The sequence below is a fragment of the Campylobacter concisus genome (assembly GCF_002165785.1).
In the GTDB taxonomy this organism is placed as follows: domain Bacteria; phylum Campylobacterota; class Campylobacteria; order Campylobacterales; family Campylobacteraceae; genus Campylobacter_A; species Campylobacter_A concisus_W.
The window spans coordinates 82,346-109,143 of sequence record NZ_NDYO01000002.1 but is presented as its reverse complement, the minus strand read 5'-3'; the positions used below and the strand labels follow the sequence as shown (position 1 = coordinate 109,143).

The following is a 26,798-nucleotide window of genomic DNA, read 5'->3' as shown; positions in this document are numbered from 1 at the left end:
ACAGCAAGACTCGTCTTTGTTTCTACGCCTTATGCTAGCATCGAGTGCAAAGATAAAGACAGAAACTATTATGCAAAGCAAATAGCGCAGCAGGCTTGCGCTATCGTCAGGCAAAACGGCTACGAGCCTATCTCGCCCGTGCTTGCGTGGATGGATATATATAGCGAGCTTGAGCGTGAAAGAGTAATGAAAAACTGCGAAGAGCTGCTTAGAGTGTGCAGCTACTACTACCGCTATACATGCAAGTGGAGCGATAAGAGCGAGGGCATGGCACAAGAGGCAGCATGGGCTAAAGAATATGGTCTTAGTGAGCTTAGATTTAGTTTGTTTGAGTGATAGGGTTAATAAAAATTTTTAATGAGGAGTAAAAGATGCAAATAAATAGTTTTAGCGATGTTGATGTTGCCTTAAAAAGGCTTTGCGAGGTAAGCGTAGGGATAGAGAAGATAAACGGAGAAGTAACGCTTGAGTGCAACCGCATAAAAGAAGCTAGAAAAAGCGAAGTCGAAAGGCTAGAAAGCGAAAAAAGCTACATAGAGCAGCAAATAACGCTTTTTTGCGAGGATAATAAGGCCGAATTTGCCGAAAAACGCTCAAAAGAATTTACTTTCGGCGAGATCGGCTACCGCATAAGCAAAAGCGTAAGAGTACCTAGCGTAAAAGCCAAGCTTGAGAGTTTGCTAAACTCCATAAAGGCGTTTGGGCTAGGTAAAGAGTGCATTATATACGAGGAAAAGCCTAACAAAGAAGCGCTTGCAGAGCTAAAAGACGAGGATTTGGTAAAGCTCGGTCTTAAAAGGGTGGTAAAAGATAATTTTAGGATAGTGCCTAAAATAGAGAGTTTGGAGGTAGGGAAATGAACAAGTATATAAAAAGTGATTTTCAAATCTATTGGAGTGAATATAAAAAGTTAATAGATAGCAAAGATAGGCTTTTGCCTAGATTTGTAAGGCGAGCGAAGTTAAGAATTCGCGTTAAAGGGCTTTGAGCCCTTTAAAGAGCGTTTTAAACCACTTTAACGCTCTTTAAAAGGTTTAATTTTAAGGAACAATAGTTGAGAGTTCTAAATTTATTCGCAGGGCTCGGCGGAAACCGAAAACTATGGGATAGCATAACGAATATAAATGTAACGGCCGTCGAGCTTGACGAAGCCGTAGCGCGCGCTTACGCTTTCCGTTACCCAAACGATGAGATAATTATTGCCGATGCGTATGATTATGTGGCAAAGCATTACGACGAGTTTGATTTTATCTGGGCCTCGCCGCCATGTCAAACGCATTCAAAACTAAATTTCGGCAACGTTAGATGGAAAAATTCAAGAAAATTGCCCGATTTTAACCTTTATGCCTTGATAACGTATCTTCAAAAAAGATGTCGAGCAAAGTGGGTGGTCGAAAACGTGATACCCTTTTATACTCCGCTGATAACGCCTAACGTTTTACTCGGTAGGCACTATTTTTGGTGCAATTTTCATATCGCCAAAAAATATTTTAAATCCGAGATAGCCATAGCAGACGTTAAGCTCGGCAATTTTAAAGACTTTGATATAACGACCTTCAAGGATATAAAAAATAAGCGTCAAGTATTGCGAAACGAGGTTAATTATGAGCTTGGAGAATACGTTTTTAGGTGCGCGATAAATAATGGAATAAAAACCCAAAAAGAACCCGACTTAGGATTGTTTAATGACGACTAAACAAAAAAATCACCTCAATAATCTACACGCAAAAAAGAGATCATTGTATCAAGCTAGACTTAATAATGTCCTAAGCTACGATCTTAGTTTTTACCGCTTTAAAAACGGAAGGCTAAACGTGTCAAAACTAGCTAGGTGTAGTGGTTTAAGCCGTGCATTTTTAGAAAAAGAGCTGTGGAAAAAAGGATTATAATGAGCGAAATTTTCGAGTTTTTAAAAAGTTCTAGCCTAACCAAGGATAGTTTCAACGAAAAGGTCGAGTTTTTGATAGAGGGCTTTTTAGTAAAGCAGCTAATCACACTAATCTACGCGGACGGCGGCACGGGCAAAAGCTATATGGCCTTTGCTCTAGCTAAAAAACTTTGCAAAGAGGGTCAAAGGGTGTTTTTTATAGACTACGACAACCCCGTAGGCGTACTCAAACAGCGCGGCGTAGATAGGCTACTTATAGAAAGCTACGAGAATATGAATTATATCCAGCGCTCTACTTTGGAGCTTTGCGGATTTGAACTTGTTCTAAAGCTAGAAGAAAACGCCGTAGGTAAAGCTTATAAAGATTGCGTTTTTATACTAGATAGTTTGCGTGATTTCGTAGACATTAACAACGATAACCGTATAAATAGACTATTTGGCGCGCTTAAGAATTTGCGCGAAGCGGGAGCCACCGTGATCATCCTGCATCACTCCAACAAAGACGGTAAAAACTATCAAGGCAGTAACCATATAAGGAATTCTCTCGACGTTATGTATCATCTATTAAAACGCCCTAGTAAGGAAAACGAGTTAAATTTCTTACTTGAAGTAGCCAAAGAAAGAGCCGGAGTAAAAGATAGCGGTTTTTGCGTAAAAACGCTAAATTTAGAACTAAACGAGCTTGATGTAGAGGTAGCTAGAATGAGCGAATACGAGCTAAATTTTACTACTCTAGCGCAAAAGATACTAGCCGGCGGAGATCTAAACAAGACCGAGCTGCTAAACGCTATGAATTACGAAAAAGACGATAGAACGGCTAGGGATTGCCTCGATAAATTCGACGGCAAGCTATGGTTTAGCCGTAAAATGGGCAAGAGCGTGATATATAGTTGTAAAGCAGAGACTACAACCGATACAACTATTACAACTATGAGAGAAAATACCTTAAATTTGGCGGTTTAGAATGAATACGAGCGAGCTTAAAAAGTACTATATCAAGATGATACAAACGTTAAAGCACAACTATTTCGTGGATGACGAGTGCAGGAAGGTGTATTTACAAGCACAATTTGGCAAAGATAGCCTAAAAGAGCTAAGTATAGAGGAGCTTAGGGTCGTGCTAGAGGTTGTGGGATATAAGCCCCATAAAGACACAAATTTTAAAAGACCTGCGCGAAAAAGCAAAGCAACCCGCAAAACCAAAGTACACAAAACGTCTAGTCCTTCTTTTATAGCCGGCGAAGATCTAACGCCCGCTAAAGGAAGCCTATACGCCACTAAAAAACAACTTGAAACTATTGCCGGTATCTGGGAAGAGATAGCCAACGTAAAAACGGGTATGGCTCTAAGAGAGTTTATTTTTAGGATAGTTAAAATCAGGCCTTTGCATCTTAAATTTTTGTCAAGGACTGATGCTGCCGACGTCGTGCAAGCCCTTATTCAAATGAAAGACAAATACTACAAATGATAAATAACTTCGATCTATTCGTTGAATTTTATAATAAGGTCAAGGAAAGCTCCGATATAAGCGAGATCATCAAAGAATATGGTGGAGCTAGTATCTATGTACCAAGCTACAAGGCGACATTTAGAAATCAGGACATACTAAGACAATACGATGAAGGCATAAGAGCAGGCAAGAATAGCTCCGTAGTTATAAGAGAACTAGCCCAAGTTCATAATCTAAGCTACAACACTATAAGCAGCATCACAAAAGAAGTTAGAGAGCCGAGTTTGTTTGAATGCGAACAATAAGAAAGGATGAAAATGCAAAAAGAAATATACGAAAATTTAAGAACGATCGATGAAAGTATTGATATAATAAAGCAATCTATCTTAAATTTAAGCCAAAGCGATATATTACCAGGTAAGTCATTTAGTGTATGTGTAAAAGCCTTAAAGATAAAGATGGATGAGGTAGAAACTCTTATAAAGTGGGCGGAAAATGGCAGCAGAAGAGATATTAATCAAGCTTTGTGAGCTGGCGCGAAAAGATGGTGGCGCATCTCTTGAGCAAATTTTAAAAGAAGCATTCAACGAATATGATGAATTAAAGCTACTTAAAAAGCGTAATTTGCTTTGTGAGCATTGCAAATATGTATTAAAAGAAATAGGAGCTGCGGATGATACTCTAACAGATGTGTTACAGATCATATCTACCCTGAATGCAAAAAGAGAAATGATACTTTTTAGAGATACGTTAAATTTAACGCAAGAAAAGCTTATTAAATCTATATTCTCGCATTACAAAGATAAAAATAAATTCCAAAACGAAGTAAATATTGATGAGATAGTTGATATTGTCGTAGAGTTTGAAAGTGAAATACAAGATGCAGACATCAATGAAGAACAAAAAGAGACTTTAAAACAACTTTGCCTTATCGTGAAAGAGGCAAAGGAAGAAAGTAAGATAATTGGCTCTAATAGAGCGATTGATAAACTTCATACTCTTTTTATAGGCAAATTCTTTTTATATGGTAAAACTATTTTAAACATAAAAGATCCACGGATACTAGAAAAAATAAAGTGGATATATGCAAAAATAGGAGCTGCAAATTCTATCATCAAGACACTCAAAGATTTTAAAGATAATTTGACGGATATACTTACTTTAACTTGTTGATTATAAATTCTATCGTTGCATCTTCGATAGCCTGCTTTGTCCTATTTGGCAAATGTCCACTTTTATCCACTGGCAAGAACGGGCGAGCCGCGATTCTTACGTTTTTACTTCGTCCCGCCTTATTGGTGCCGAATTGATGAACTAACCCGTAAGCAAAGCCGTTTTTATTCGTATTATTAGATACCGTGGCTTTTTTATCGTCTGCTTTAACTATCCATTTATCCGCCAAATTTCCGTCCGATCTTAAAATATTAGATGACTTTCCTAGTTTTTGTTTTTGCCTAATCGTACTAGGTTTCAAGGCCTGCCATTTTTGTCCGAACGGACTGCTCTCGTTCTCAAAACTAGCTTCTATTTCGTTTTGTAAGATATTGCCTAGCGTTTGCATTAGCGGCTTGGTTTTTTTCTCGATATTTTGCAGAGATTTTAGCTTCATTTGCAGCTCTTCTAGGCCTTTAACTTCTATCATTGCGTTTGTCCCCTTAAAATGTGGTATAATTACACAAAGTAGATAAGAGATGGCCCAGATTTGGCAGGGTTCCAGTTGCAAAAGCAAGCTGTATATGACTTGGGTTCGATGCCCGGCCTTGTCTACTTTATCTTTATATATCTTTTTTTATCTTTCAAAATAGCTTTATAATTTTCTACGGGTATCCTCGTAATAGTCGCTATAAAATTATCGGTTTTAAATTTTTTAAGTGTATAGTCTAGGCGGATGACGGCGTAATTTACCATGTTATCGTTTTGTAGGCTATTATAAAAATATAGTAAAACATTGTCCTTTTTATCGTAAAATACGCGTTTAGCTTCGTCAAATACGCCTACTACGGCTTTTATTTCATCGATATTGGGCTCTTTTCCCTTCGGCTTGCTATCTCTCGTGATGTGCGAGATGGTGTTTTGATAAACGGCTATACTGGATGCTTTGGGCTCTACGTCGATGATTTTTAGATTTTTCTTGATACTTTGCTTTAACTCCCCTACTTGAGCCACCTGATAAATTTTATCTTTGATGATTTTACCGCCAATTACGGCATTTACCATATCATCTAAGCTTTTTTGCCAAACATAAATATCTCTTTCATGCTCGAAGTTTTCTAATGCCTGCTTTAAATTTTTCTTTGCAAGAGTTGAAGTAATGGCGCCCAAGGCCTTATTTTGCTTATCTTTTAAAATTTCGTCTGTCTTATCGATTTTACCTGGGTTGTATCTAAAATCTTTTTCTGCAGCTTGTGGCAAAAACGATCCATCTGCAAGCGGCACGATGCCTCTAGCTATACACTCAGCCTCTGTAAGCACCTGCACCTTGCAGCGGCACCCCCAGCCGTTTGGCGGATAATTGGTATCCCAAAATTTATCCGTCTTGGGCAGGGTCTTGCCGTGAAGCTTCCTGTGGGCTTCTCTGGTCCTGCCGTCTAGCACGGCGGTATAGCGGAAGTATTCGCCTAGGCTTTGTATCTGGCTTTCATACCTAGCCTTGGCATAGGCCGTTCTCATATTGGTGTTAAATATAGTTCTTAATCTTCTATTGCCTACGTAAATTCCTTTTTCTTCGCCAGTCTTTGGATCTTTTACCTTGATATTTCCTAGCCAGCCTTTCTTTGCAAGCATAGGCTTTACGCTCTTTTTCCACTCGTCAAACCCAACGCCCTCTTTAAAGGCTTTGGCGAGCGAAGCCTGCGTATCCTTTAAAAGATCTAAATTCATCATCTTTGCGACAGTAAAAGCCTTTTTGTGGGCGTCGTGCATGATCTCGTCGTAATCGAAATGGATCTCCGGCTTTTTGCTCTTTAAATATTCATAAACCGCCGTAGGCTCCTCGAAAAAACTAAATTTCATCTAGATATCCCAACATCTGAGCATTGGCTACGGCTTTAAACATCAAGGGTTCAAGCTTTTCAAAGGGTAGATCGTAAAGCTCGTAAAGCTTATCGAAAGCCTCTTCGTAAGTCTCGCTACTTGCGATTAGTTTATTTAAGACCGCTTCTATCTCGCCGTCCTCTATATCCATCTCGTCCGTAGCCTTATCAAACCTATCTAAAGCCTTTAAAGAGCCTTTTAAAGCCGTTAAATTCGCTTTATTAGCCTTTAAATTTAGGTCTTTTTCTTGCGCTTGCTCGTTATCGTCCAGCTCGATATTATATACAGAGGTTATGTATTTTTTCGTAGGCGTGAAGCCCATATCGTATAGCGTCTTGTCTCTTGTAGCGCGCTCAGTATTAGGAGCGTCTTCGTCGAATAGTTTGGCGTAAAGCTCGCCGTTATAGCCGTTTATCTCCTTAAAAAAGTTTATGACCTTGTTCATCACGAAGATTAAAATTTTAGCATCGTTTGCGGCCAGATCCTCTCTAATCTCGTTATGCGTCTTCGCTGCGGCATAGCTTCCCTCTTTTACGTCGCTAGTCAAATTTGCGCCTAAAATAGCCTTGCTGATTTGATTATCGAGGTATGCGGGAAGCCTAGTGAAATCTACGTTTGAGGTAGGCTGCACCAGCGTGATCTCCTCGTCCGTGTCTATGACCGCGCTATCGCCGCTAAGCATAGCTTGCACTTCCGCAGCCATTTCGTCGGGCTCGTAGCTAGTTTTTGCTATCGCCCAGGGCGATCCGAATTTTTCTAAAAACCTAAACCAAAACTTTAAACTGGCGTTTTTCATCTTGACGGGGAAATACAGCTTTTTAAGCAGCCCATCTCCGTATACCTTTCTAAAATTCGCTCTGTTTAATGCGTATATAACTTTTAAAGGCGGAATACTTCGCTCGCTTCCGCTTGCATTAAATGTGAACTCGCCCACGTCGTTAAATTTAAATTGCCTAAAATCACGCTGCACGAGTCTTGGGTACACAAGCCCTTCTTTTTCTTTGTAGTTAACCTCGAATACGTTTAGCCCGTAAAGATAGGTCTCTAAAATTTGGCTGACGACGTCGGGGTTAAAAATCTTTTTAAATTCGTCCTTAATTTTTTCATCGTCGCAAACGATTTGGATCTCTTTTTTCTCGGTCACGGACTTGCGGCTCACGTCGCACTGCGTAACGGTAAGATCGGCTAGTATCATATCCATATCGTCGTCGCCAATGCTGGAAACTCCCGTATTTATCAGCAAATCTATCAGGGTACCGTTTTGGGGGATGAGAGCTGCCGTTTTGCGCTTTATGGGTATCGTCTGAGATTGGCTTTCGTTTTTGTTGTTTAATTTTAATCGTTTGAAATTTGATTTTTTCTTACTCATCTATTGCGCCTTTTTACTTTCTTTTTTAGTTTCGTTAAGTCGTATGCGCCCGCCAAGCTGTCGGGCGCGTCGTCGTGCTTGGCTTCGGGATACTCCGTAAGCTGCTCGATAAGCAGGCTTTGGCTTTGATGGAAGAGTATTTCGCCGTCCTCTATAGGCACTTCAAGCTCCTCTATTCTTTGCCCTTTGCTTGCGGTATTATTCACACCTTTTAAAGGTAGTTTAACGCCTATCTCGAAGGCCTTTTCTCTGATCCAGCCTCTAAAAAACTCCTGCCCGCCGTTGCTCTCTATCGCGCAAATGCGGCATTTATAGAGCTGGTTAAGCCTAATGATCTCTTTGATTGTCTTTTTGGTCTTCATGACCTCTACTATGCTTTCTGCTACATATATCTTGGCTTCTGCCCTGCTTACTCCTAGCACCGTTATAGCCGTGTAGTCGCTCTTTTTCTTTTCGCCTGCGGGGTCGATATACATAACGAAGTAATCGCACCTCGGAAGCTCGCGGTAAAAATGCATACTCTCTTTGGTGAAAATTTGAGTTTCGATACGCGGATCGTTTTGCTGCTCTTTGTTAAAAGATTTTAAGTTTTCGGAGCGCTTTTGCATGAGTTTTAAAATCGGTAGTGCATCCTCCCAAAGTACCCGCGCCCCGTCGTCCATAAGGGCTTTGTTTTTTAAATAAAAGGTTTCGCTAGCCTCTTTCGAGACATTTTTGTAAAGCTCGCTCCATCTCTCCCATAAATCCATACGCTTTGGGAAATTTATGATGCTTTGGTACTTTTTGGCGTTCCAAAATTTGAGTTTGAGTTTCCTGGCTAAAACGCTATCCGCGTGAAGTACGGTGCCAATATAAAGCACGTCGAGGCTACCGTCTACGCTGCCCAAATTTAAAACCGCTTCGTCTAGCCACTCCTCGAGCTTGTCGCGCTGCTCTTTACTGCGCACGTTGGTATCGTTTTCTAGGTCATCTAGGACTACTAGATCGGGGCGGTATACGCCGAACTTCACACCGCGCAGTCTTTTACCAGAGCCAAACGCCTTAAGCTTGACTCCGTTTTTGGATACGAACTCGCCTATCTTCCAATTTTTGCTTGCGCCGCAAACGTGCGGGAAGTCCATTTTTAAATTTGCGTTGTCCTCAAGTTCGGCTTTAATGGCTTCAAGACACCCCTCGACGAGCTCCACAGCATCTGAAATTTCGACTATAAATCGCTTCTTGCCAAAACAAATACACCAAAGCGGAAGAAGCTGTGAGCAATACGTGGTCTTTGCATGACCGCGCGGCGCGGCGCGGGCATATTTGTCTCCGCTTGTGTTTTGCGTCATAGCTTCAAAAATCTGCGCTAGATCTTCGTGAAGCGCGCAAGAGCTGCTAATGCTAAAATAGTGTGGGAAATAAGTCCTTGCAAAAAACATAAAATCGTGCTCGGCGCGTTTTACTCTTGCGACCCTATCTTTAGGAGATAGAGGACTATTTAGATGTATCTGCTCTTTTAGCTCACCACTAAGCTCCTCCAGCCAGCCATAAAAGTCTTTGCGCGTGAGCTTGCTGAGTTCTGGTTCCACGGCGCCCGCTTGCCTATGGCTTTCGCGGCTATCCTCTAAAAAGCTATCTAGTTCGTCTTTTGAAAAAAGCATGTATTCTTCCTAAACGTCGAGCTCTTCGATAGCTTTAATAAATTTTTCGCTCTCGATGAGCTCTACGAGTTTTTTGATACACTCTTTGTTCTCGTCGTCTTTAAATTTATCGACTACCAGCATAATGACCTTTTTAGCGATGCTTAAGCGGTACGCCGCCGGATTTTCGTAGCTTGCAACTTTGGTCATCTTCACGAAGCTGTCGCCTATCTTTGAAAGCGCCTCGGCCTTTTTACCCGCGGGCAGTTCGCTTTCTCTTATATCTTTGACCGCCAGGCGCATCTCTTCGATAAAGTTTTGATAGATGTTTTGTTTATCTTCGCCACTTTTGTTTAGATAGCTTGCGGCTTTTAGTTCGTCCCAGTCGCCGTTTTGAGATTTGTAGTTTTTTATGGTTTTTACGGTCTTGTTTAAAATTTCAGCTATGCGCTCAAGGCTAAAGCCTTTTAAATATAGCTCTTTTGCTAGCTCTTTGATATTCGGTTTCTCAGCCATTTAAATCCTTTAAGTCCATTTTTTTCTCGCTGTGCCTAAATGCTCTTATGCCGAGCCTGGGCGCACTATCGTCTTCTATTTGGCTCGGAAGCTTCTTGTTAGCCATCTTCAAAAGTAGGGTATCCATCTTTTCTATCTGCTCATTCAGCGCCTCTTTGGGAAAGTTATTGCGCTTTTTGAGCTCGATAATAGTCAAATTTACGCCGATGTCTTTTAGTAGTGGCGTAGGGTTTTGCGGAAGCTTGATAAAAGAAGAGATATAAGCCAAGGCATCGTTTACGCTATCGTCTATGATGCCTTGATTAACGGCGCCGCTTCCTTCAAAGTCGCTGAGCTCTTGCAACTCTCTAGTAGAAACTTCTTTTAGTAGATCCTCGTTTGTTAAAACCATTATTTTGTCTCCAAATATTTTAAACCTTTTGACCGTATTCGTTATTAGCTTTTAGCGAGCGTTAAAAGCGCGTTAAAACGTTTAAAATATTTTTCTCGTATTTTTAGTCGTTTTTGATTTAAAAGGGCGTGAAGCCCTTTTAAATTGATTTATTACATTTTTAACTCGATGATCGCGTCAAGCCTATTGCAGATCGGAAGCGGTCTGCTTTCGCTAACAATTCCCCAGCCCATACCTTTGTCGAGCACCTCGGGAGCCGCAGCAAAGAATTTAGTCGGAGCTTTGCCGATGGCAGACGTGTGATTGGCTCTCGTATAAACTATCTCAAAGATATCGTCCATCAAAGGCACTACTACGCCTTTTTTACCGCTCATGTAGCTCGTATCTTTGCCTTTTGTGTTTTTGTACGAGGCATCGTAAGGCATAAAGGTCTTGCCAAAAAGTTTAAGGGTTAAAACGCCGTTACTGTCAATGACTTCGCAGGATTTTAGCTTTAGAATCTCCTGGGCTTCGGCTAGTTTAAGCAGCTCGCCAAAAAGCTCTCTAGTTACTAGCGCGATATACGGCTTTGCAACGCCCAATACCTCTTTTTGAGCTGCTTCGATATCGCTCAATAATTCCAATATCTTAGTCGCATTCGTGATAGTTATCTCTTTTCTATTTGCACTAAGCTCAAACAGCACCTTTCCTTTGCCATCCATTACCTTACCGAAAATAGCGCCTATGGCCATATACTCTACGGTGTTGGTGATCTTGCTCTTTTGGCTAGCTAGTATTTTGCCGATAGCCGCAGACAATGATTTAAGCTGCTCGCTTTGAGTATTGAGCGTTCTTAGTAAATTCATCTCGCTAGCCGGGAGTGGATCATACTGCGGGAAGCGAGGAAGCGGTACAGAGATAATAGTTTGGTCGGGATTTTTCGTCACCAAGTGCTCTCCGTTTTCGCTAACGCTTTCAAGGATTATGCTCGCGCCTTTTTCGATGATAATGTTATGGGTATTGGAAAGCGTCGGAGTCCATTTTTTAAAAAACGTATCCGTTATAAAACTTTGATCGACCTTAGTCTGAATTATGATCTCAGTCATCGCCTCGACCGTAAATTTTTTTAAAAGTTCATCCATTTTTTATCTCCTTATCTCACTATAATTTTTTGTTTGAACAGTGCGGTTTTTAGCTCCGCGGCGGCGTTTTCCAGCATCACTTCGCCAAGCACCAGCACGTCTGCGTCCCCTGTGGCCTCTACGTTGTCGCAAAGTACCCCAAATACCGCGGAAGCGTTTGCGATAGTAGCGGTTTGATTGTCGCTAGTTACGGCCGCAAAACTCTCGCCACCGTTAATACTAAACAGCACGGCTCCGCACTCTAAGGTCTTTGTAGTCTCTACTTTGGCGTTAACGCCAAGCACCTTGTTTACGACCACATCTCCGATGGTCTTTGGCTTTTTCTGTTCGTTTGACATCTTATTCTCCTCCTAATGCAAATTTAACGACATCTATTTCTGCGTCCGATTGGCTTTTGTTGGCAAACATATCGTTGCTCGGTATGCTCGTTTTTTGCTGCGGCAGCATAACGCCTTTTAAAAACTCGTTAAAGCCTTTTAAATCGGCTTTTGCGTAACTGAGTGCCCACTGCTTTTGACTTTCTTGCAGCTTATTTGCGATAATGGCTCCGTCTACCGCGCTTTGAGCTAGTTGCTCTTTTAGCGCAGCAACCTCTTGTTTAGAGGTGTTAAGCTGATTTTTTAGCTCGACTATCTGAGCCTCATAGTTCGTGCCGTTTTGCATAGCAGCCTGAGCCTGCGGCTCGCCTTTTGGATTTTTCGTATCATCCATGCTCGTCTCCTTTGTGAAATTTTTATTCGCTCTTACTTCTCCGAGTTCGTCTAAAAACGGCTTATTGGTTAGCGCCGCCGAGTGCAATGTGCAGCCCTGCCAAGCTCCTGTCTTTTCGTCTACACCCATAAAGTCGTAAACCGGGCTAAGATATTTATATTCACCGTTTTTGATGAATTCTTTTGCTTTGGCCGTCCAACTTACGCGCCCGTAAAGCGCACCGTCTTTTATAAAAAGCTCTTTTATCCAGCCCGCCGCGGGCGCTATCTCTCCGCTTAAAGTTTGGTGCTCGTAGTCGATCACTATATCTAGGCTACGCTTGTCGAAATTTAGCTTCATTTTTTCTATGTCTGCAGCGTCTATACTAAACGTTCCTCCAGCATGTCCTTGCCAAAAGCCGGTTACGGCCAGGCAAATTTCGCTTAAAACTTCTTCTTTATCGTCCTTTAGCGCGATTAAGTCTTTTGTTATGAGCATAAGAATTCGTCCTTTTCTAAAAATTGTGTTCGTATCTGCCTGGTGAGCACGTAGACGTAGCCGTAGTCGGTAATATCGTTTAGCGACGCCTTAGCGCTTTGGGGCTCTATCCTAAACTCGTTACATAAATTTGAGTTTCTTAGCTTTTCATCTATCGCCTCGCATAGAGCGTAGGCTTTAAATTTATTGGCTTGTCGGTAGTTTTGATTTTTGTTTGAAGTGCAGGCTAGTATATGGATATTATACGTCGCGCTTCGTTCTACTACGTTTTCGTATTTTTCATCCACGAACTCTACGAATACGAAGCTCTCGCCTCCTTTTATCAATAGTTCCATCTCTTCTTTGTTGTTAAACTCGCCCAAATACGCTCTAATTACCGAGTTTTTGGGTTCGGCCGCTTCTTTAATCGTGTTTATAAGTTCTTTTTCAAATTCTTCTAGCATTTAGCACCTTTGGTGTATTTTTGGCGCAATTATGAAATGTTTCGCGCCGAAAATCTATTACAGGACTTTGACAAAGTTTTTTGACAAAAAATCGTGATAGATTTTGGGATGGGTATGGCGTAATATTGCGGCAAAAGTTTGGAGAATGCCATGACCTTAATAGAAAAAATCAAAGAAAATGAGGGCCTTGAAGACCATAGGTACGAGGACAACTTAGGAAGACCGACTATCGGCTACGGCTTTTTGCTTGCCGCACTTACGGCCGACGAGCTAGCACTAAACGGCGGCAAATACGAACCCATGAGCAAAGAAACGGCCGATAAAATTTTAGAGCTCAAGCTCCAAAAACTAACCGCCGCGGTATTCGCGACATTTGATTGGTTAAAGGAAAAACCGCAAAACATCCAAGAAGTAGTGATAGAAATGGCCTATCAGCTAGGCGTTTCAAAGGTGAAGAAATTCGTAACCACGATGCACTATATAAGAATGGGCGAATACGAAGCCGCTTATCAAAGCGGCATGAGCTCTCTTTGGGCGAAACAAACTCCAAACAGAGCAAAAAAGGTATTAGGAGGCTTATTGTGAAGTTAACGATAACGCGCTTTAAAAATATAAGTGACGGTACGATAGGAAAGTTCGAACTGTGCGAAGCGGACGAAAAGTCGCTACTTTCAGGCTATACTCTTGAACCCGCTGGCGAAGACTGTGTAACGCCGGGGCGAGATCTACGCGTGCCGCAAGGAGTATACGAGACGGCGTGGGAGTATAGCCCGCGCTTCGGACTGGTTCTAGCGACGCTTTTTAATGAAAAGGTAAGCAAAAACCGCCGTATACTCATTCACGCGGGGAACTACCCCAAAGATACGCTAGGCTGCGTTTTGCTAGGCGCGAAAGCGGACGAAAGAGGGATTTACGATAGCAAAAAGACGCTTGAGGCCTTTATGGAGCGAGCCAAAAATAAGCCGCTAACCGTAGAAATCATAAATAAGGGTGTTTGATGGGCTTTTCAACAACTAAACTTTCTATTGTAGGCTTTGCCTTAGCTGCGCTTTTGGGTTTTGCTTGCGTAAATTTGTTTCTCGAAAAATCAAGGCTAGAGGGCGAAAATTCCGTCTTGCTTAAAGACCTTGAAAGCGCAAAAGAGAAAAACGAGCGACTGACCAAGGACTACGCTACGGCCAAAAATAACCTAAACGCCTGCAACGTGTCTCTTTCTTTGCAAAACGAAGCTATAAAGGCCGCCGCGGTAGAGATCGACGATACTCCGTCAAAAGAGGCCGAGAGAATAAAGAAAATCTACGTCAAAGATAAAAGCTGCGAGGCTGAACTAGCTGCATATAAGGAGCTATTTCATGATTAGGATTTGGATTTTTTGTCTGTTTGTTTTGATATTTACGGGCTGCGCGGCCAAACCTCAAACGAGCGAGCCGCACATAGTTTATCAAGAAAAATACGTGCCCGTAAAATGCAATGCAAAGATGCCCGATAAACCAAAAGACGACGGCAAATTTGAGACGCATAAGGCAAAGATGATCTATTACCGCGATTGCGAAAAAAAACTAAAACAATGCCTGGGAATAAAGGAATAAAATGGAAAATAGCCTAAATTTTAGCGACGAAATCAAAGAAACTACGGGACTTATAAACTCCGCCGGAGCTTGGGGAGCGAATGAATTTTTGGTCTTTATGGTGATTTTCGGCTTTATAGTATTTGTAGTGATCTTTTGGCTACTAAACAAAACCGCGAACAAAAACTCCGAAATTTTGGTGGATATTTCCGTAAGAAGCAACGAAGCTATAAATAACAACACGGCCGCCACCAGAGAGCTAGTGGAAACGCTACGCACCGAAAACGGCGCGAACCGCCAAAAACTAAACGAAATTCACGACGACGTAAAAGAGATAAAACAAAACGTGAGACGAAGGCGACCTATTAAAAATAATAAATTTAGCGAGCATATTGGCGATGAGTAGAGAATATTTTATAGAAGTCGCAACGATTAGCGAGGTTCGCGGCGATAAGGCAAGAGTAGCCGTAGGCTCGATGGTTACCGATTTTTTGCCGGTATTTCAAAGCTTCTCAAACTCCTTTGCCGTAAGCTTTTCGCCCATTAGAGCGGGCGAACAGGTTTTAGTCTTACCTATTAGAGGCGATCTAAATAGCGGCGTTATACTTCGCGGACTCTACCAAAGCGCGCACAAAGAGGAGCCGACGGATAAAAAGGTTCGCGTAAGCTTCGAAGACGGCGTAAGCATGAGCTACGATACGGCCGCATCGACTCTTGAAATCAAAAGTCCAAAATTGATAAATATAACCTGCGAAAACGCAAATTTGAACGCCAGAAACGTAACCGTAACGGCAAACGACACCGTCGTAAAAAGCCATAGCATAAAGCTTCTTGGCAATACGCTCATCGAGGGCAGCATAAACACAGCAGGTGCTGGTGGGGGTAGCGGAAGCTTTGAAATAAACGGAAATGTAAAGATAACGGGTTCTATCAGCACGGGTGGTAACGCTAAATTTGGTGGAAATGTGAGTGATGCACGCGGAGATCTTACAAATCATACAAATAACGGATATACAAGGGACTAAGATGAAATATCTAGCAAGTATTGAAGAAAGCATCAAAGACATACTCCTCACTCCGCTAGGATCTCGCGTCATGCTACCTGATTACGGTAGCCGTCTATTTGATCTCATAGACAGAAAAGTAGATGATGAATTTCGTGCCGATCTTGCCTGCTACGTTATTGAAGCCGTTGAAAAGTGGGAACCCCGCGTAAAAATAGATGAAGTGAAACTCATCAGCCTAAAAGACCATAGGCTAAATTTTAAGATCATCTTAACGAGCGGTAATGAGATAGGAATTGAAATATGAAGCTAGAAAATTTACCATATCCAAACGTTATCGAAAAGCTAAATTTTAACGATATTTTAAAGGGTATTAAAGAGCTTTTTAAAAGCTATTTGAATGACGAAGAAATCACACTACTTGAAAGCGATCGTTTCTCCGCGCTTCTTGAAACGCTTGCATATCGTGAGCTTTTGCTAAGGGCCAGGATAAATGAAAGCGTGAAAAGTATGCTTTTACCTTATGCCTCAGGCAGCGATCTTGACAACGTAGTTGCGATATACGGTATAGAAAGGATAAAAGGAGAAAAACCGACAGCGGGCATCGAGCTTTGCCTGTCTATCACAAAGGATAGCGATACCATCGTACCTGCAAAAAGCGTATTCAGGAGCGAAAAGGGAGACACGGCCACTCTCAAAGATAGTGTGACTATCAAACGAGGCGAACTAAAAGCCACCGGTAAAATCATACTCGATGAGTTTATTAAGGAAAGCACGGTTAAATGCGAACTCATTCAAACTCCGCTACCTTTTGTGCTCAAAGCCAAACAAACATCAAATTTTAGCGGCGGAGCTGACAAAGAAAGCGATGATAGGCTTAGGCAAAGAGCTGTGCTTTCGCTGGAGAGATTTTCAACGGCTGGAAGCGCAAAAGCATATATCTATCAAGCACTTTCTGCAAATGCAAAGGTCGAAGAAGTTAGCGTGCTAAACGGCGGGCCCGGTATCGTGAATGTCTATTTGAAAACCTCCGATATGAACGAGGCTACGCGTCAAAGCGTAGAGGATCATCTAAACGGTGAAAAGGTCAGACCGCTCACCGATACGGTAAATGTCAAAAACGCGACTATCAAAGATATAACAATCAGTGCGCAGCTTGAACTAACGGATATGTTTTTACAAGATGAGATCGATAAAACGATAAAAGCAGGCAGGAGCAGTTTAAGCTTAGGCGAGGATCTAAATTTAAGCTATATCTACTCCACGCTTCATAAAAACGGAGTATATCGGGTGAATTTAAAAGCTCCCGCTACAGACACAAAAGTAAATGATGATAGCTTCATAAGGCTAAATTTTAATCTAAGCTACAAAAAGGCCGAGCTATGAGCCTGCTACCAAATCACAAAAGCAAATTTGATAAGCTACTTGATGAGCTATTCGGGCTTAGATTGGGTGGTCTTGACATTGGAGTAATCAATACACTTGCCGATTCTTGCCCGGCCTCTTTGCTGCCAATCTTAGCCGCTAGCTTTGATGTGGATATAGACGGACTAAATGAAACGAACGCTAGGTGGCTTATAAAAAACGCATTTAAAATTCACTTTTATAGCGGTTCTTTTTACGCGGTCAAAAAGGCGGTGCAAAGCGTAGATAGTGGAGCTGTGATCATCGAAGGCAATCTAAGTCAAAAATATGACGGATCCATAAAACATAACAAAAGTAGGTTTTACGGCTCTAACACTCACTGGGCGGAGTATAGCATCATTGCTAGCATTCCTCTTTCAAAACAAAAAGCAAAACAAATAAGCGACGCCGCCAAGAGTGCAGCTCCTGCAAGGTGTGTGCTTGTAAGCATAGATCATAGAGCAAGCAGTGTGGTCTATGACGGGCAAATAAAATACAACGATCAATTCAATTACGGAGCATACAATGGCTAATCTAAAAGAAGAAAACAAGTGGGAAGAAGGCATCTATCAGCTTGAAGTAACCGATCCGGTAGTAGGCGGGATAGATGGCATCAGTAACAAGCAAGCAAAACAGCTGGCGAACAGAACAAAGTTTTTAAAAGAGAGTATAACTACTCTAAATGATGGAAAGCTTGATAAATCGGCTAAGGCAGCTGATAGCGATAAGCTAGATGGGTTTGATAGTTCAGCTTTCATCAAAAAAGGTGAATATGGACTAGGAGCAAATACAGTCACATTATTAGCCAACCTAGATGCTACGGATACCTTTTCAGGCTTTTATAGGACAGATGCAAGCACAAAAGGTACATTCCCTGACTTTGGAGGCCAAAAGAATTGTTTCGTGCTAGTTCAAAGGCTTAATGTTGACTGGATAAAGCAGACCATATCAACTATTTCAAGCACTGGAAGCAGCGATACCTACTACCGCGTCAACAATAATGATAAAGGCTGGCATCCGTGGCGCAGAATAGTAGCAACAGATACAAACGGCGACTTTGGAGGCAGGTTTGTAAGCGCAGACCACTTTATCTTAAGCGCACCAGAACAAGATGATATTTTTGGTAGTGGTAGAGGTATAGTTTTTAGAAATGGCGGCAGTGAGGGCAATCATCTAAGAGTAGTCGGGTGGAACACATTTAAAAATACTTTATCAAATGACTTCATAAAAACTACTGACACAACTTCAACAGGCGAAGCAGGCAAAGTAATAAAACTAAATGCCGAGGGCGACTTCGCGTGCAGGTATCCAACAGCTGGACATTACCTGATGAAAACCAAAGCACAAGATCATCTTTTTGGTGATACATCTGAGATTTGTTTTAGAGGACGACAAGAAAGTGACAAAGAAAATTTAAGTCATTTTAGGTTCGTAAGCCTTGAAAAATTTAAACAAAATCTAGTGATAACTCAAAACGTTGGTGGCGTCATTTGTACAAAAATAGGCAGCCTAATGATCTTTTCGGGCGCTTTATACAATGTTTCTGCAAATTCAAGGACTAGAGTCGTATTTCCATTTGCGTTTAAAGCTTTGCAAGGGCTAACTTTAAGCGTTCAAAACGAAAGCACAGAATACAACAATACAACGCATGATGGATTGTGTAAAAGTGCCAATGTGACGAACTCTTTTTTCGACGCTGATATGTGTGACGACATAGCAGCGTCGGCACTAAGATGGATAGCCATAGGGTTAATTTAAAAACAAGGAAGAACAATGGAAGAAATAGAACAAACAGAGCAAAGACAATCAAGCAAATACGCTTATTTCAATAAGGATACTTTTGAAATTTTAGGTTATTACGATGACAGTATCCACGAAAGCATACCTGAACCAAATATAAAGATTACAGACGAGCAGTGGCAAGAGGCGATTAACACGGGTGCAAACTATATAGAAAAAGGTAAGCTCGTATATAAACAAAAAGTACTAAGCGAACAAGATAAAAAGCAAAAAGAGCTAGCCGAGCTTGATGAGCAAATCAAAGAGACCGAGGGATATATCAGACACGCCATACTGATTGGAAACGATAGCGTATTGCCTGAACTTCGCGAGGAATACAAAGAGCTTCTCACTCAAAAAGAAAATTTGACAAAAGGAGACGAACAATGAGAAAACAAATCAAACGCTGCGAGATTTGTAGCTCAAAGCTAGACAAAAACGGCGATTGCACTTGGAATGGCTGCCCAAAAAGCCCGAAGTATGAAACCGACTCAAAAGAGCTGGAAAACACAGAAAAAACCGAAAAAGGTAAAAAATGAGAAAACTAACAGCTAAACAAATTTGCCAAGTCATAAAAAATATAATCATCGAACTGCCGTTTGAAATTTTGGCATTTTTCATAGTGCCGATCGCAGTGGCTTTTTGCAAAAAAGAGGACGAACACTTGCCAAAGTGGGCGAGCTGGTTTGATGATCCTGACTATGGCATAAATGGTGATGAGGGCTGGAAAAGCGAGCACTTTTTGGGAAAAGAAAGGACATACTACGCTCGTTTGCGCTGGTTGCTTAGAAATCGTATCGGTGTCTTTTCGATCAAATTTTTAGGTGTGAAAGTAAAAGACATCGTGCCATCAAGTGTGATCACGCAAGGCAATCCGAAAGTCACATCAAACGGCGGCATAGTCTCTGACTGGTGTCTAGTGATCTGCAAGCTCAAAAACGGCAAAGAGCGTTTCGGGTATTACCAAACTATCAGATACAAAGGAATTTTCAAGAATTTCTATTGCCGCATATACCTAGGTTGGAAGCTGATGGACGTGGCAGGTATGAATGAGATAAACGCAGAAAAGTATCTTGAGGCGGACGACAAGCCTATCTTAAAATCAGTGTGGGCAATCAACCCATTTAAGAGAGTAAATCAAAAAGGAGAATAAAAATGGCAGCAAAATTTGGTGTAAACGTAACCGTATCAGCTGAGGCGGCAAGACCTATAGCGGTAGAAAGTACTACGCCTATTGGTATAGCAGGGTATGAAGAGGTGTTAGAAAATGGTCTACATTTTTATATGACAACAGCAAAGGCACTTGAAGCGTTAGAGGCAAAATACAAGGCGAAAAGAGACGCGAGCCAAGCTTTTAAAAAAGGCTCTATTTATAGGGCACTAAAGGGCATCGAAGATCAGGCCGTAAATACGCAAATAATATTAGGCGTATTCACCAAAGACGACGATAGCGATACAAACGACGAGATCACCGAGTGCAAAAAGGCCGTAGCGGAGCTAACCAAAGCAAAATCTCGCTTCGGATATAACCCTAATCTAATCATAGCACCTGGATTTAGCCAAGAAGACGCCGTAAAGGGCGAGATAGAAAAAGTAGCCACCAGGCTAAAAGCGACCGGCATCGTAGATCTAAAAGCCCAGGACGCGGCCGCAGCGATAGTAAAGATGGGAGACTTCGGCACTAGAAGGCTCGTTGCGGCGTATCCTAACGTCAAAGTTTGGGACGATGAAACCAACGCTTATGTCTATGAGGGGCAAAGCGCGAGAATAGCGGGCATGATAGCTCATACGGACGGCACAAGCGAGTTTGGATATAGCGACAGCTACTCAAATAGGGTTATGATAGGAGTTTCGGGCACGGAAATAGACGTAGATTTCGAGCTAGGCGAAACTTGCACGGCTGATGAGCTAAGGGCGGCAAAAATTTCGACCGTCATCAGAGAAAGCGGCTTTAGAGCGTGGGGCGGAGAGACTAGCGATCAAGATACTATATGGAAAGATCTTGCAAGAGTAAGGGTATTTGACCGTATTTCGCAGGCTTGCCAAAAAGGGGTGCTATTTGCGATAGATAAAAAAGCAGACCAGCTATATCACGCTAAAAGAAGCGTTAGTGAGCTGTTGCGCGGTCTAATCGGGGCAAAAGTATTGCTCGGATACGAACTTAGCTGGAGCGAGAAAAATACGCTGGCCAATATCACGGACGGTAAATTTTATCTAGACGTCAGAATGCAAAACAATCCGATCGTTAAGCAGCTTACACTTGATTTTATCTACGTGGATAAATACGGCGAAACGCTTATGAACGATTTAAATAAATAAGGAGTAAAAAATGGTAAAAAGACAAATTCCTCAGGTTATCCAGGAAGCAAACGTATTCATAAACGGTCAAGGATATTTGGGCGTAGTTAAATCGCTCACTATACCAAAGATAGAACAAGAGACGATCGAAGCCAAAGGGGCTCTTGGAGGCAATTTCGCAAGCGGAACGATAAAGCCGGTGGAAATGGAGTTTAAGCTAAGCGTGCTTGATAAAAATACCTATCTGGGATACGGGCTAAACACTTGGAATAACAGAATTCCTTTTTTGTTTAAGGCTAGCATCTTTCAATCCGGCAAAGGCGCTCCCGAACCTTTTTCTATGGCGGTTACCGGGGATATTACCGAGATAGATCCGGGAAGCTTTGAAAGCGGTAAAGAGATGGAAGTGAGCGTCAAGCTAGCCGTTCATTTTTTAGATATAAATATAGGTAAAGTCCCAGTAGCGCTACTAGACGTCGAAAACATGATATGTCTTATAGGCGGTGTGGATTATTTGGCGCAAGTGCGCTCAAATTTGGGCGAATAAATAAAACTAAAATTTAAAAGGATATATGATGAGAAAAACGACGATTAAGTTGCCTATTAACGGCAAAGAAGTAGAAATTTTCGCGCCTACGGTTAGAGTTATGAAGCTAGCCGGGCTTGAAAAAAGCGACGACGAGAGAGCGATCAAGCTAGTAGTTAGCTGCGCTAATATGTCAAGCGACGAAGTAGAAAGCCTTGATATGCTTGATTTTAAAGCGATCGAGGAGGTAGTTAAGGATTTTTTGCAACCTGCGAAAAAATCGGCATAAATAACGAGGCCGTAGCGTCGGTAGCTTACGTTTTGGGGTTCGGCTATAACGAAATTTTAGATTTAGACGTAATAGATTTTAGCGAGTTCGTTAAAATTTCGGAGCGAATTTTAAAGGTCAAAAGCGGAGTTAGTTAGATTTTTTTAATATTCTAGGAGCGTTTAAAACGGCGCCAACTCCGCCTATTAAGCCGCCTAACAAACCTAGTCCGAAAAACAAAGCGATTAATGTCTGCCAAAACCCTACCGGCGAGGCATAGAAAAATAAAAATATAAAAATCGGAACAAGAAAAGCCATTTTAAATCCTTTTCACGGATTATAGCATATTAAAGGAAAATTATGGACAACTCGCAAATCGGTATTAGTATAGGCCTAGCCGTTAAAGGGTTAAGTCAAATTTCGGAGTTAAAAAAGGGATTCGACGGTTTAAAAAGTAAAATTTCGCAGGCCAAAAACGCCGTTACGAGCCTAGATAGCGCCAAGCTTTCCAGCCTATCGGCGCAAATAAAATCGGCAAGAAAAGAGCTTTTTAGCGAACTTACCTCAAATCTAGGCGCTATCGCCAACTCTGCGGCTATCGGTTTGCCTATTAAGCTAGCCATCGACGACGAAGCGGCGTTTGCTAACGTTAAAAAATACGTAGACGACACCGATGAAAATTTAACTACGTTAAAAAATAGTATGAGAGGACTAAGCACCTCGCTAGGAAAAAGCTTCGGCGATATCGCTCAAATAGCCGTAGGTGGCGGTAAAATAAATTTAAAAGGGGACGAACTAGTAGCCTATACGAAGATGCTAGCTACCGGCTCGGTCGCGTTTGAAATGAGCGCGGACGCCTTGTCTCGCGCGGCCAATAATATGAAAGTCGGCTTTAAAATGGATAATTTAGAGCTTTTAAACGACTTTTTCGACCGAGTAAATTTGCTCGATAACAAAGTAACCAACGCAAACGCGGACGAGATATTCGAAGCTACGGCGCTAACGGCCGCAAATGCGAGTCTAATCGGATTAAGCGCGACCGACGCCGCCGCGATTAGCTCTACCATGCTAAGCACCGGTAAAGCTACGTCGGTCGTGGGCACTAGCTTAAATGCGCTTTATTCGACCCTATCGATGGCGGATAAAAAAGGCAAAGCGTTTCAAGAAGCGTTAGCTAGTATCGGTATGGACGCCGGGTATCTAAAAGCGGCTCTGGCTAAAGACGCCGCGGGCGCGATAACTACGTTTTTAGAAGCGATTTCAAAAGCCGATAAGGATAAGCAAGCGGGGCTTTTATACGATCTAGTGGGCGGAAATTTTAACGATGAAATCGCGGGGCTCGTCACCAACATAGGCGCCCTTAAAGAAAACATGAGATTAGCCCGCTCGAACGAAGCGATAGGATCTATGCAAAAAGAGCTTCAAACCAAGCTAGATACTACGAAATCAGGCATAGAAAGATTGACGCAGGCGTGGAGAAATTTAGGCTCAAATCTTGGAGAGACGTTTTTACCGCTTGCGAACCTCCTTGCTTCGGCGCTGGGCGGGATAGCCGGTACGCTTGGCGAGCTAAACTCTAAGTTTCCTACGACGAGCGCCGTAATAGTAAGCGCTGTTGCGGGTTTTATGATGTTTAAGCCGCTTTTGCTTATCGGTAAAATCGCGCTTTTAAGCGTTGCGGACGGCTTTTTGGGCGTCGTTAAAATGCTTAAATTTTTAAATCCTTTAAATTTGGTAGCGGCGGCTAGGTGGAGCGCTCACGCGTTTAGTTTAGCTGGCGCGACGCTAGCAGCAAAAGCCCATGCGTTTAGTATGCTATTAGTAGGCACTAGGCTAAGATCTGCGTTAATACTAACCGCGGCTTGGAGCGGGGCTACGAAAATCGCCGCGGGTGCTTCTTTGATACTAGGTAGAGGGCTAGCTTTTTTACGTGCCGGCTTTATAGCCGCCGCGGCCGGCATGAAGATAATGCGCCTAGCCCTCATCTCTACCGGAATCGGGGCTTTGGTAGTAGCTCTCGGGGCGGGCGCGGCATGGATTATAGAAAATTGGGATAAGGCGAAAACCTTTTTTGAAAACATTTGGGAGAACGTAAAGCCTTATTGGGAGGCTACTTCAAATTTCTTTAGTTCGATATTTGACGGGGTCGTAGAGTGGTGGAGATCTATATTCGGAGGCTTTTTTGATTGGGTATCCGAGAAATTTCAGTGGGTCGTAGATACCGTTAGCTCTATCGGCAACGTGCTCGGGGCGGCTACTGATTGGACGAAAGACGCTCTTGGTATAGGAGACGGCAAAGAGAGTAACTGGTATAACCCCTTTTCTTGGTTTAACGACGAAGAACCTCAAAACGCGCCGATAAAGGCCAAAGAGACCTTATTCGCGGCGTCTAACCCCGCCTCCCCGCAAGCCGCCGCAGTAGCGGCTACCGCAAGCGGGGCAAATATCAATATAAGCTTTAACGGCGATTTTTTACTCAATTCAAATAACGGCAAATTCGATCTGGAAAGCTTTAAAGCTCAAATCACAAGAAGCGTCAAAGAGGCGCTTAAAAGAGATGAATTTAATAGCGTCAATACAGAAATAAGAGAGCAAAGGTAGAGATATGGTCTTAAATTTAGGAGGCTTTAAATTTAACTGGAAACAAGTAGGCGGTATATCTTTGGAGACCGAGTTTGGCATAAGCTCGCAGGACCGCATCCAAAATCACCCCGTTTTATTTGCGGCAAATTTAGGAAACCAAACCGTGAGCATAGAGGGCCAGACTATGCCCTATAACGGCGACAAACAAACGGCACTTAAAAGACTTTACGATATAGCTTACTCAAGGCAAAGTTATCCGCTAACCAACGGAAACGGCAAATATTTCGGCAGGTTTGCGGTTATTAAAATCAGCGAAAAACAAGCCGTATTTACCCCAAACGGAGCGTTTTTTACACAGAGCTTTAGTTTGGAGCTTAGGAGAGATTATGACTAAAATTTACATAGCGAAGGATAGCGATAGGCTCGATACTATCGTCTATAACCATTACGGGCATCTAAGATTTTTCGAGCAAGTATTAGCTCTAAATCCAAAACTAGCCGCTACGCTTAAAGCGGGCGATAAAGTATTTTTGCCCGAGATAAAAGAGAAAGCCAAAGAACAGGCCAAATTATGGTAAAACACCCGAATTTCAAACTCGAAGCAAACGGCAAAGATATTACGGAGATCATTAAAGCAAATCTCATCAGTCTAAATTTCGACGACAAGGAAGGCAGCAAAAGCGACGAGATAAGCTTTAGCGTTAGTGGCATATACGCTAAGCCCGTATTCGGAGATAGTCTTAAACTTTGGCTAGGATATGGGGACGATCTTTACCTTTGCGGCTCGTTTAGCGTCCAGACCGCAAGCAGAGACTACAAAAACTACGCTACGGAAGTAAGAGCCACTGCCGTAAACTTCGCAAGCCCTCAAAAAATCAAAAAGCGCAGAAGCTGGGAGAACACCACCGTATTTGAAATAGCAAGAAAAATAGCTGGCGAAAATAAGCTTGCCGTAAAAACGTCCGGACAAGATCAAAATATCGCCTCCGTCTTGCAAAACGACGCGGGAGATCTAGATTTCTTGTATGGGCTGTGCTTTGATTACGGCTTTATCATGGCTGTCAAAAATAACACCATCGTCATAGCCGCAAAAGATGCAAAGGGAGACGAAATGCAAACGTCAAATACTCCTAAAAACGAGAGTTTGCCTAAATTTACCCTAAATTTAGCCGAGCTTTACTCGTTAGAGATTACGGAGGCAAACAGAAACTCCTACGGAGCGGTTATAGTAGAGTGGCAAGACATAGAAGCGGGTAAAACAAAGAGTATTAAGGTAGGCGCAGGAGATCAAATCTACAAGATGCAAATAGCCCAACCAAAGAGCGACAATGAAGCCTTTAAAATGGGTGAAGCAAAGCTAAACGAATTGCAGCGCGGCGGCATAAACGGCAGGTGCTCTTTGCCTGGCGCAAATATAGTAGCAGGCGGCAAGCTTAAATTTAGTGGCATAGCGGGACTAGAGGTAAATGAATTTAGTATCAAAAGCGTAAGCCATAGATTAAGTACGGATAATTACGAAATAGAGATTGAATTTGAGGGGTAAAACATTAATTTGTAGGTCTACTTAGAGATATGAAGCATATAGATTAAAAGCGAACAAGAGTTTTAAAAGATATTTTAAAGGGCGTTTAAAAGGACAAAATCGGCATATAAAATGAGAGTGAAAGAACATGGGTTTCTGCCTCGCTCTCATTTTATATACAAGATACTCTTATTTTAAATGCGCGCCGATAGTTATAATCATCTTTCAAAATTTTTTCTTAGTATCAATCTTTTGCTCAAGCATCTTATTTTCATAAATTTTTATATATTGGCTTCCAGTATTCAAGGTAATTTCTAAAGCCAGTGCTATGTCCTGCTTCATAGTGGCAACTTACAAATTTTAGTTTTTTGTCACTGCCAAGAATTTTTTATAGTGAGTATACATCTTTTGAGCTTGTGCTGATATTTTATTGCTATCTATCATATTTGTATGGCAGCTAGTGCAGCCATTATCACCGATCTCTTTAAATTTGCTAGGATTATCGCCTTGATTTTGATGGCAATCAATGCAATCAAAGCTTAGATATTCGTAATGAGGCTTTAGCTTATGCTTAGCTCTTAGCTCGTCAGAAACTACTATCTTTGTAATATTTAGATCGCTCTTTGGTATGTCAGTACTAATTCTATTAAGATAAATTAACAATAGACTAAAATTTGATTAAATAATAATCTCTCGTGATTAAATTTGTGTTGCTAAGTACTAAGATGCGCCAATAGCTACTACTACGTTATTCCAAAAGAATTTATAAGCGAATAGTCGGACTTTATAATTAGAGAAATTTTGTACTTTATGATAAGAAAGAAGGAC

At 41.9% G+C, this 26,798-nt stretch carries 41 protein-coding genes; 29 read left to right on the top strand and 12 right to left on the bottom strand.

Going from position 1 to position 26,798, the window contains the following annotated elements:
* The 9 genes from B9N62_RS01965 to B9N62_RS01925 form a co-directional block, all read left to right on the top strand.
* The coding region (locus B9N62_RS01965) for a DUF7768 domain-containing protein (protein ID WP_257640160.1) at window positions 1-336 on the top strand (336 nt) is incomplete at its 5' end.
* Between the two features lie 35 nt (window positions 337-371).
* The gene (locus tag B9N62_RS01960) at window positions 372-860 is read left to right on the top strand and encodes a host-nuclease inhibitor Gam family protein (RefSeq protein WP_087584137.1); all 489 of its coding nucleotides are present in this window, start codon (window positions 372-374) and stop codon (window positions 858-860) included.
* A gap of 194 nt (window positions 861-1,054) precedes the next feature.
* Window positions 1,055-1,696, top strand: coding sequence for a DNA cytosine methyltransferase (locus B9N62_RS01955; RefSeq protein ID WP_087584136.1), 642 nt, complete (start codon window positions 1,055-1,057; stop codon window positions 1,694-1,696).
* Window positions 1,686-1,889 (top strand): hypothetical protein, encoded by a 204-nt coding sequence (locus B9N62_RS01950; protein WP_087584135.1) that lies wholly within the window; start codon window positions 1,686-1,688, stop codon window positions 1,887-1,889. Before B9N62_RS01955 ends, B9N62_RS01950 begins: the two co-directional genes overlap by 11 nt.
* Window positions 1,889-2,851 (top strand): AAA family ATPase, encoded by a 963-nt coding sequence (locus tag B9N62_RS01945; protein WP_087584134.1) that lies wholly within the window; start codon window positions 1,889-1,891, stop codon window positions 2,849-2,851. The genes B9N62_RS01950 and B9N62_RS01945 overlap by 1 nt, the downstream gene beginning before the upstream one ends.
* A 1-nt stretch (window position 2,852) precedes the next feature.
* Window positions 2,853-3,356, top strand: coding sequence for a phage protein GemA/Gp16 family protein (locus B9N62_RS01940; protein ID WP_087584133.1), 504 nt, complete (start codon window positions 2,853-2,855; stop codon window positions 3,354-3,356).
* The gene (locus B9N62_RS01935; RefSeq protein WP_087584132.1) at window positions 3,353-3,643 is read left to right on the top strand and encodes a hypothetical protein; all 291 of its coding nucleotides are present in this window, start codon (window positions 3,353-3,355) and stop codon (window positions 3,641-3,643) included. The genes B9N62_RS01940 and B9N62_RS01935 overlap by 4 nt, the downstream gene beginning before the upstream one ends.
* 12 nt (window positions 3,644-3,655) lie before the next feature.
* A complete protein-coding gene (locus B9N62_RS01930; RefSeq protein ID WP_087584131.1) occupies window positions 3,656-3,868 on the top strand; it encodes a hypothetical protein in 213 nt (70 codons plus the stop codon).
* Complete coding sequence (locus B9N62_RS01925) at window positions 3,834-4,511, top strand: hypothetical protein (RefSeq protein ID WP_087584130.1); 678 nt, start codon at window positions 3,834-3,836, stop codon at window positions 4,509-4,511. Before B9N62_RS01930 ends, B9N62_RS01925 begins: the two co-directional genes overlap by 35 nt.
* On the opposite strand, the gene B9N62_RS01920 is transcribed toward B9N62_RS01925, so the two are convergent.
* The 10 genes from B9N62_RS01920 to B9N62_RS01875 all read right to left on the bottom strand — a co-directional run bounded on the left by B9N62_RS01920 (window position 4,495) and on the right by B9N62_RS01875 (window position 13,018).
* On the bottom strand, window positions 4,495-4,980 hold the full coding sequence (locus tag B9N62_RS01920; RefSeq protein ID WP_087584129.1) for a phage virion morphogenesis protein: 486 nt from the start codon (window positions 4,978-4,980) through the stop codon (window positions 4,495-4,497). The genes B9N62_RS01925 and B9N62_RS01920 overlap by 17 nt on opposite strands.
* A gap of 122 nt (window positions 4,981-5,102) precedes the next feature.
* Window positions 5,103-6,350, bottom strand: a complete 1,248-nt coding sequence (locus B9N62_RS01915; RefSeq protein ID WP_087584128.1) for a phage head morphogenesis protein — start codon at window positions 6,348-6,350, stop codon at window positions 5,103-5,105.
* Window positions 6,340-7,740 (bottom strand): phage portal protein family protein, encoded by a 1,401-nt coding sequence (locus tag B9N62_RS01910; protein WP_087584127.1) that lies wholly within the window; start codon window positions 7,738-7,740, stop codon window positions 6,340-6,342. Before B9N62_RS01910 ends, B9N62_RS01915 begins: the two co-directional genes overlap by 11 nt.
* Window positions 7,737-9,380 carry a phage terminase large subunit gene (gene terL / locus B9N62_RS01905; RefSeq protein WP_087584126.1) on the bottom strand — a complete coding sequence of 548 codons (1,644 nt, stop codon included), beginning with the start codon at window positions 9,378-9,380 and terminating at the stop codon, window positions 7,737-7,739. The genes B9N62_RS01910 and terL overlap by 4 nt, the downstream gene beginning before the upstream one ends.
* Before the next feature lie 9 nt (window positions 9,381-9,389).
* Window positions 9,390-9,875 carry a DUF1804 family protein gene (locus B9N62_RS01900; RefSeq protein ID WP_087584125.1) on the bottom strand — a complete coding sequence of 162 codons (486 nt, stop codon included), beginning with the start codon at window positions 9,873-9,875 and terminating at the stop codon, window positions 9,390-9,392.
* Window positions 9,868-10,266: a phage protein Gp36 family protein gene (locus B9N62_RS01895; protein WP_087584124.1), complete on the bottom strand. Its 399-nt coding sequence runs from the start codon at window positions 10,264-10,266 to the stop codon at window positions 9,868-9,870. The genes B9N62_RS01900 and B9N62_RS01895 overlap by 8 nt, the downstream gene beginning before the upstream one ends.
* Before the next feature lie 152 nt (window positions 10,267-10,418).
* Window positions 10,419-11,387, bottom strand: a complete 969-nt coding sequence (locus tag B9N62_RS01890; protein WP_087584123.1) for a major capsid protein — start codon at window positions 11,385-11,387, stop codon at window positions 10,419-10,421.
* An 11-nt stretch (window positions 11,388-11,398) separates the two neighbouring features.
* On the bottom strand, window positions 11,399-11,725 hold the full coding sequence (locus tag B9N62_RS01885) for a hypothetical protein (protein ID WP_087584122.1): 327 nt from the start codon (window positions 11,723-11,725) through the stop codon (window positions 11,399-11,401).
* A 1-nt stretch (window position 11,726) separates the two neighbouring features.
* Window positions 11,727-12,575, bottom strand: coding sequence for a phage protease (locus B9N62_RS01880; RefSeq protein ID WP_087584121.1), 849 nt, complete (start codon window positions 12,573-12,575; stop codon window positions 11,727-11,729).
* Entirely contained in the window at window positions 12,566-13,018 is a 453-nt protein-coding gene (locus B9N62_RS01875; protein ID WP_087584120.1) for a hypothetical protein, read from the bottom strand. The genes B9N62_RS01880 and B9N62_RS01875 overlap by 10 nt, the downstream gene beginning before the upstream one ends.
* Before the next feature lie 150 nt (window positions 13,019-13,168).
* On the opposite strand from B9N62_RS01875, the gene B9N62_RS01870 reads away from it, so the two are divergent.
* The 16 genes from B9N62_RS01870 to B9N62_RS01800 are packed head-to-tail and all read left to right on the top strand — an operon-like array spanning window position 13,169 to window position 21,886.
* The gene (locus B9N62_RS01870; protein ID WP_087584119.1) at window positions 13,169-13,603 is read left to right on the top strand and encodes a glycoside hydrolase family protein; all 435 of its coding nucleotides are present in this window, start codon (window positions 13,169-13,171) and stop codon (window positions 13,601-13,603) included.
* Window positions 13,600-14,016, top strand: a complete 417-nt coding sequence (locus tag B9N62_RS01865; RefSeq protein ID WP_087584118.1) for a DUF5675 family protein — start codon at window positions 13,600-13,602, stop codon at window positions 14,014-14,016. Before B9N62_RS01870 ends, B9N62_RS01865 begins: the two co-directional genes overlap by 4 nt.
* Window positions 14,016-14,378, top strand: a complete 363-nt coding sequence (locus B9N62_RS01860) for a hypothetical protein (RefSeq protein WP_087584117.1) — start codon at window positions 14,016-14,018, stop codon at window positions 14,376-14,378. The genes B9N62_RS01865 and B9N62_RS01860 overlap by 1 nt, the downstream gene beginning before the upstream one ends.
* Window positions 14,371-14,607, top strand: coding sequence for a hypothetical protein (locus B9N62_RS01855; protein ID WP_087584116.1), 237 nt, complete (start codon window positions 14,371-14,373; stop codon window positions 14,605-14,607). The genes B9N62_RS01860 and B9N62_RS01855 overlap by 8 nt, the downstream gene beginning before the upstream one ends.
* A gap of 1 nt (window position 14,608) precedes the next feature.
* Entirely contained in the window at window positions 14,609-14,992 is a 384-nt protein-coding gene (locus B9N62_RS01850; protein WP_087584115.1) for a hypothetical protein, read from the top strand.
* On the top strand, window positions 14,985-15,611 hold the full coding sequence (locus B9N62_RS01845) for a phage baseplate assembly protein V (RefSeq protein ID WP_087584143.1): 627 nt from the start codon (window positions 14,985-14,987) through the stop codon (window positions 15,609-15,611). Before B9N62_RS01850 ends, B9N62_RS01845 begins: the two co-directional genes overlap by 8 nt.
* 1 nt (window position 15,612) lies before the next feature.
* Window positions 15,613-15,897: a GPW/gp25 family protein gene (locus B9N62_RS01840; protein WP_087584114.1), complete on the top strand. Its 285-nt coding sequence runs from the start codon at window positions 15,613-15,615 to the stop codon at window positions 15,895-15,897.
* Window positions 15,894-16,976 carry a baseplate assembly protein gene (locus B9N62_RS01835; protein WP_087584113.1) on the top strand — a complete coding sequence of 361 codons (1,083 nt, stop codon included), beginning with the start codon at window positions 15,894-15,896 and terminating at the stop codon, window positions 16,974-16,976. Before B9N62_RS01840 ends, B9N62_RS01835 begins: the two co-directional genes overlap by 4 nt.
* Window positions 16,973-17,527 (top strand): phage tail protein, encoded by a 555-nt coding sequence (locus B9N62_RS01830; RefSeq protein WP_087584112.1) that lies wholly within the window; start codon window positions 16,973-16,975, stop codon window positions 17,525-17,527. Before B9N62_RS01835 ends, B9N62_RS01830 begins: the two co-directional genes overlap by 4 nt.
* Window positions 17,520-18,752, top strand: coding sequence for a hypothetical protein (locus tag B9N62_RS10610; RefSeq protein ID WP_219336778.1), 1,233 nt, complete (start codon window positions 17,520-17,522; stop codon window positions 18,750-18,752). The genes B9N62_RS01830 and B9N62_RS10610 overlap by 8 nt, the downstream gene beginning before the upstream one ends.
* 15 nt (window positions 18,753-18,767) lie before the next feature.
* The gene (locus B9N62_RS10695; RefSeq protein WP_257640159.1) at window positions 18,768-19,163 is read left to right on the top strand and encodes a hypothetical protein; all 396 of its coding nucleotides are present in this window, start codon (window positions 18,768-18,770) and stop codon (window positions 19,161-19,163) included.
* Complete coding sequence (locus tag B9N62_RS10440; RefSeq protein ID WP_180382144.1) at window positions 19,160-19,312, top strand: hypothetical protein; 153 nt, start codon at window positions 19,160-19,162, stop codon at window positions 19,310-19,312. Before B9N62_RS10695 ends, B9N62_RS10440 begins: the two co-directional genes overlap by 4 nt.
* The gene (locus B9N62_RS01815) at window positions 19,309-19,926 is read left to right on the top strand and encodes a DUF7338 family protein (RefSeq protein WP_087584111.1); all 618 of its coding nucleotides are present in this window, start codon (window positions 19,309-19,311) and stop codon (window positions 19,924-19,926) included. Before B9N62_RS10440 ends, B9N62_RS01815 begins: the two co-directional genes overlap by 4 nt.
* A 2-nt stretch (window positions 19,927-19,928) precedes the next feature.
* Complete coding sequence (locus B9N62_RS01810) at window positions 19,929-21,092, top strand: phage tail sheath family protein (protein ID WP_087584110.1); 1,164 nt, start codon at window positions 19,929-19,931, stop codon at window positions 21,090-21,092.
* A 10-nt stretch (window positions 21,093-21,102) separates the two neighbouring features.
* On the top strand, window positions 21,103-21,618 hold the full coding sequence (locus tag B9N62_RS01805) for a phage major tail tube protein (protein WP_087584109.1): 516 nt from the start codon (window positions 21,103-21,105) through the stop codon (window positions 21,616-21,618).
* A 28-nt stretch (window positions 21,619-21,646) separates the two neighbouring features.
* Window positions 21,647-21,886 (top strand): phage tail assembly protein, encoded by a 240-nt coding sequence (locus B9N62_RS01800; RefSeq protein WP_087584108.1) that lies wholly within the window; start codon window positions 21,647-21,649, stop codon window positions 21,884-21,886.
* 129 nt (window positions 21,887-22,015) lie between these two features.
* On the opposite strand, the gene B9N62_RS10435 is transcribed toward B9N62_RS01800, so the two are convergent.
* Window positions 22,016-22,183: a hypothetical protein gene (locus B9N62_RS10435; RefSeq protein ID WP_180382143.1), complete on the bottom strand. Its 168-nt coding sequence runs from the start codon at window positions 22,181-22,183 to the stop codon at window positions 22,016-22,018.
* Window positions 22,184-22,225: 42 nt separating this feature from the next.
* On the opposite strand from B9N62_RS10435, the gene B9N62_RS01795 reads away from it, so the two are divergent.
* The 4 genes from B9N62_RS01795 to B9N62_RS01780 are packed head-to-tail and all read left to right on the top strand — an operon-like array spanning window position 22,226 to window position 25,991.
* Entirely contained in the window at window positions 22,226-24,466 is a 2,241-nt protein-coding gene (locus tag B9N62_RS01795) for a phage tail tape measure protein (protein ID WP_087584107.1), read from the top strand.
* 4 nt (window positions 24,467-24,470) lie between these two features.
* The gene (locus B9N62_RS01790; RefSeq protein WP_087584106.1) at window positions 24,471-24,842 is read left to right on the top strand and encodes a phage tail protein; all 372 of its coding nucleotides are present in this window, start codon (window positions 24,471-24,473) and stop codon (window positions 24,840-24,842) included.
* Entirely contained in the window at window positions 24,835-25,026 is a 192-nt protein-coding gene (locus B9N62_RS01785) for a tail protein X (protein WP_087584105.1), read from the top strand. Before B9N62_RS01790 ends, B9N62_RS01785 begins: the two co-directional genes overlap by 8 nt.
* Window positions 25,020-25,991: a phage late control D family protein gene (locus tag B9N62_RS01780; RefSeq protein WP_087584104.1), complete on the top strand. Its 972-nt coding sequence runs from the start codon at window positions 25,020-25,022 to the stop codon at window positions 25,989-25,991. Before B9N62_RS01785 ends, B9N62_RS01780 begins: the two co-directional genes overlap by 7 nt.
* Window positions 25,992-26,330: 339 nt before the next feature.
* Here the strand turns inward: B9N62_RS01780 and B9N62_RS10330 are convergent, their stop codons facing one another.
* Window positions 26,331-26,633 carry a cytochrome c3 family protein gene (locus B9N62_RS10330; protein ID WP_141083196.1) on the bottom strand — a complete coding sequence of 101 codons (303 nt, stop codon included), beginning with the start codon at window positions 26,631-26,633 and terminating at the stop codon, window positions 26,331-26,333.
* Window positions 26,634-26,798 lie beyond the last annotated feature (165 nt).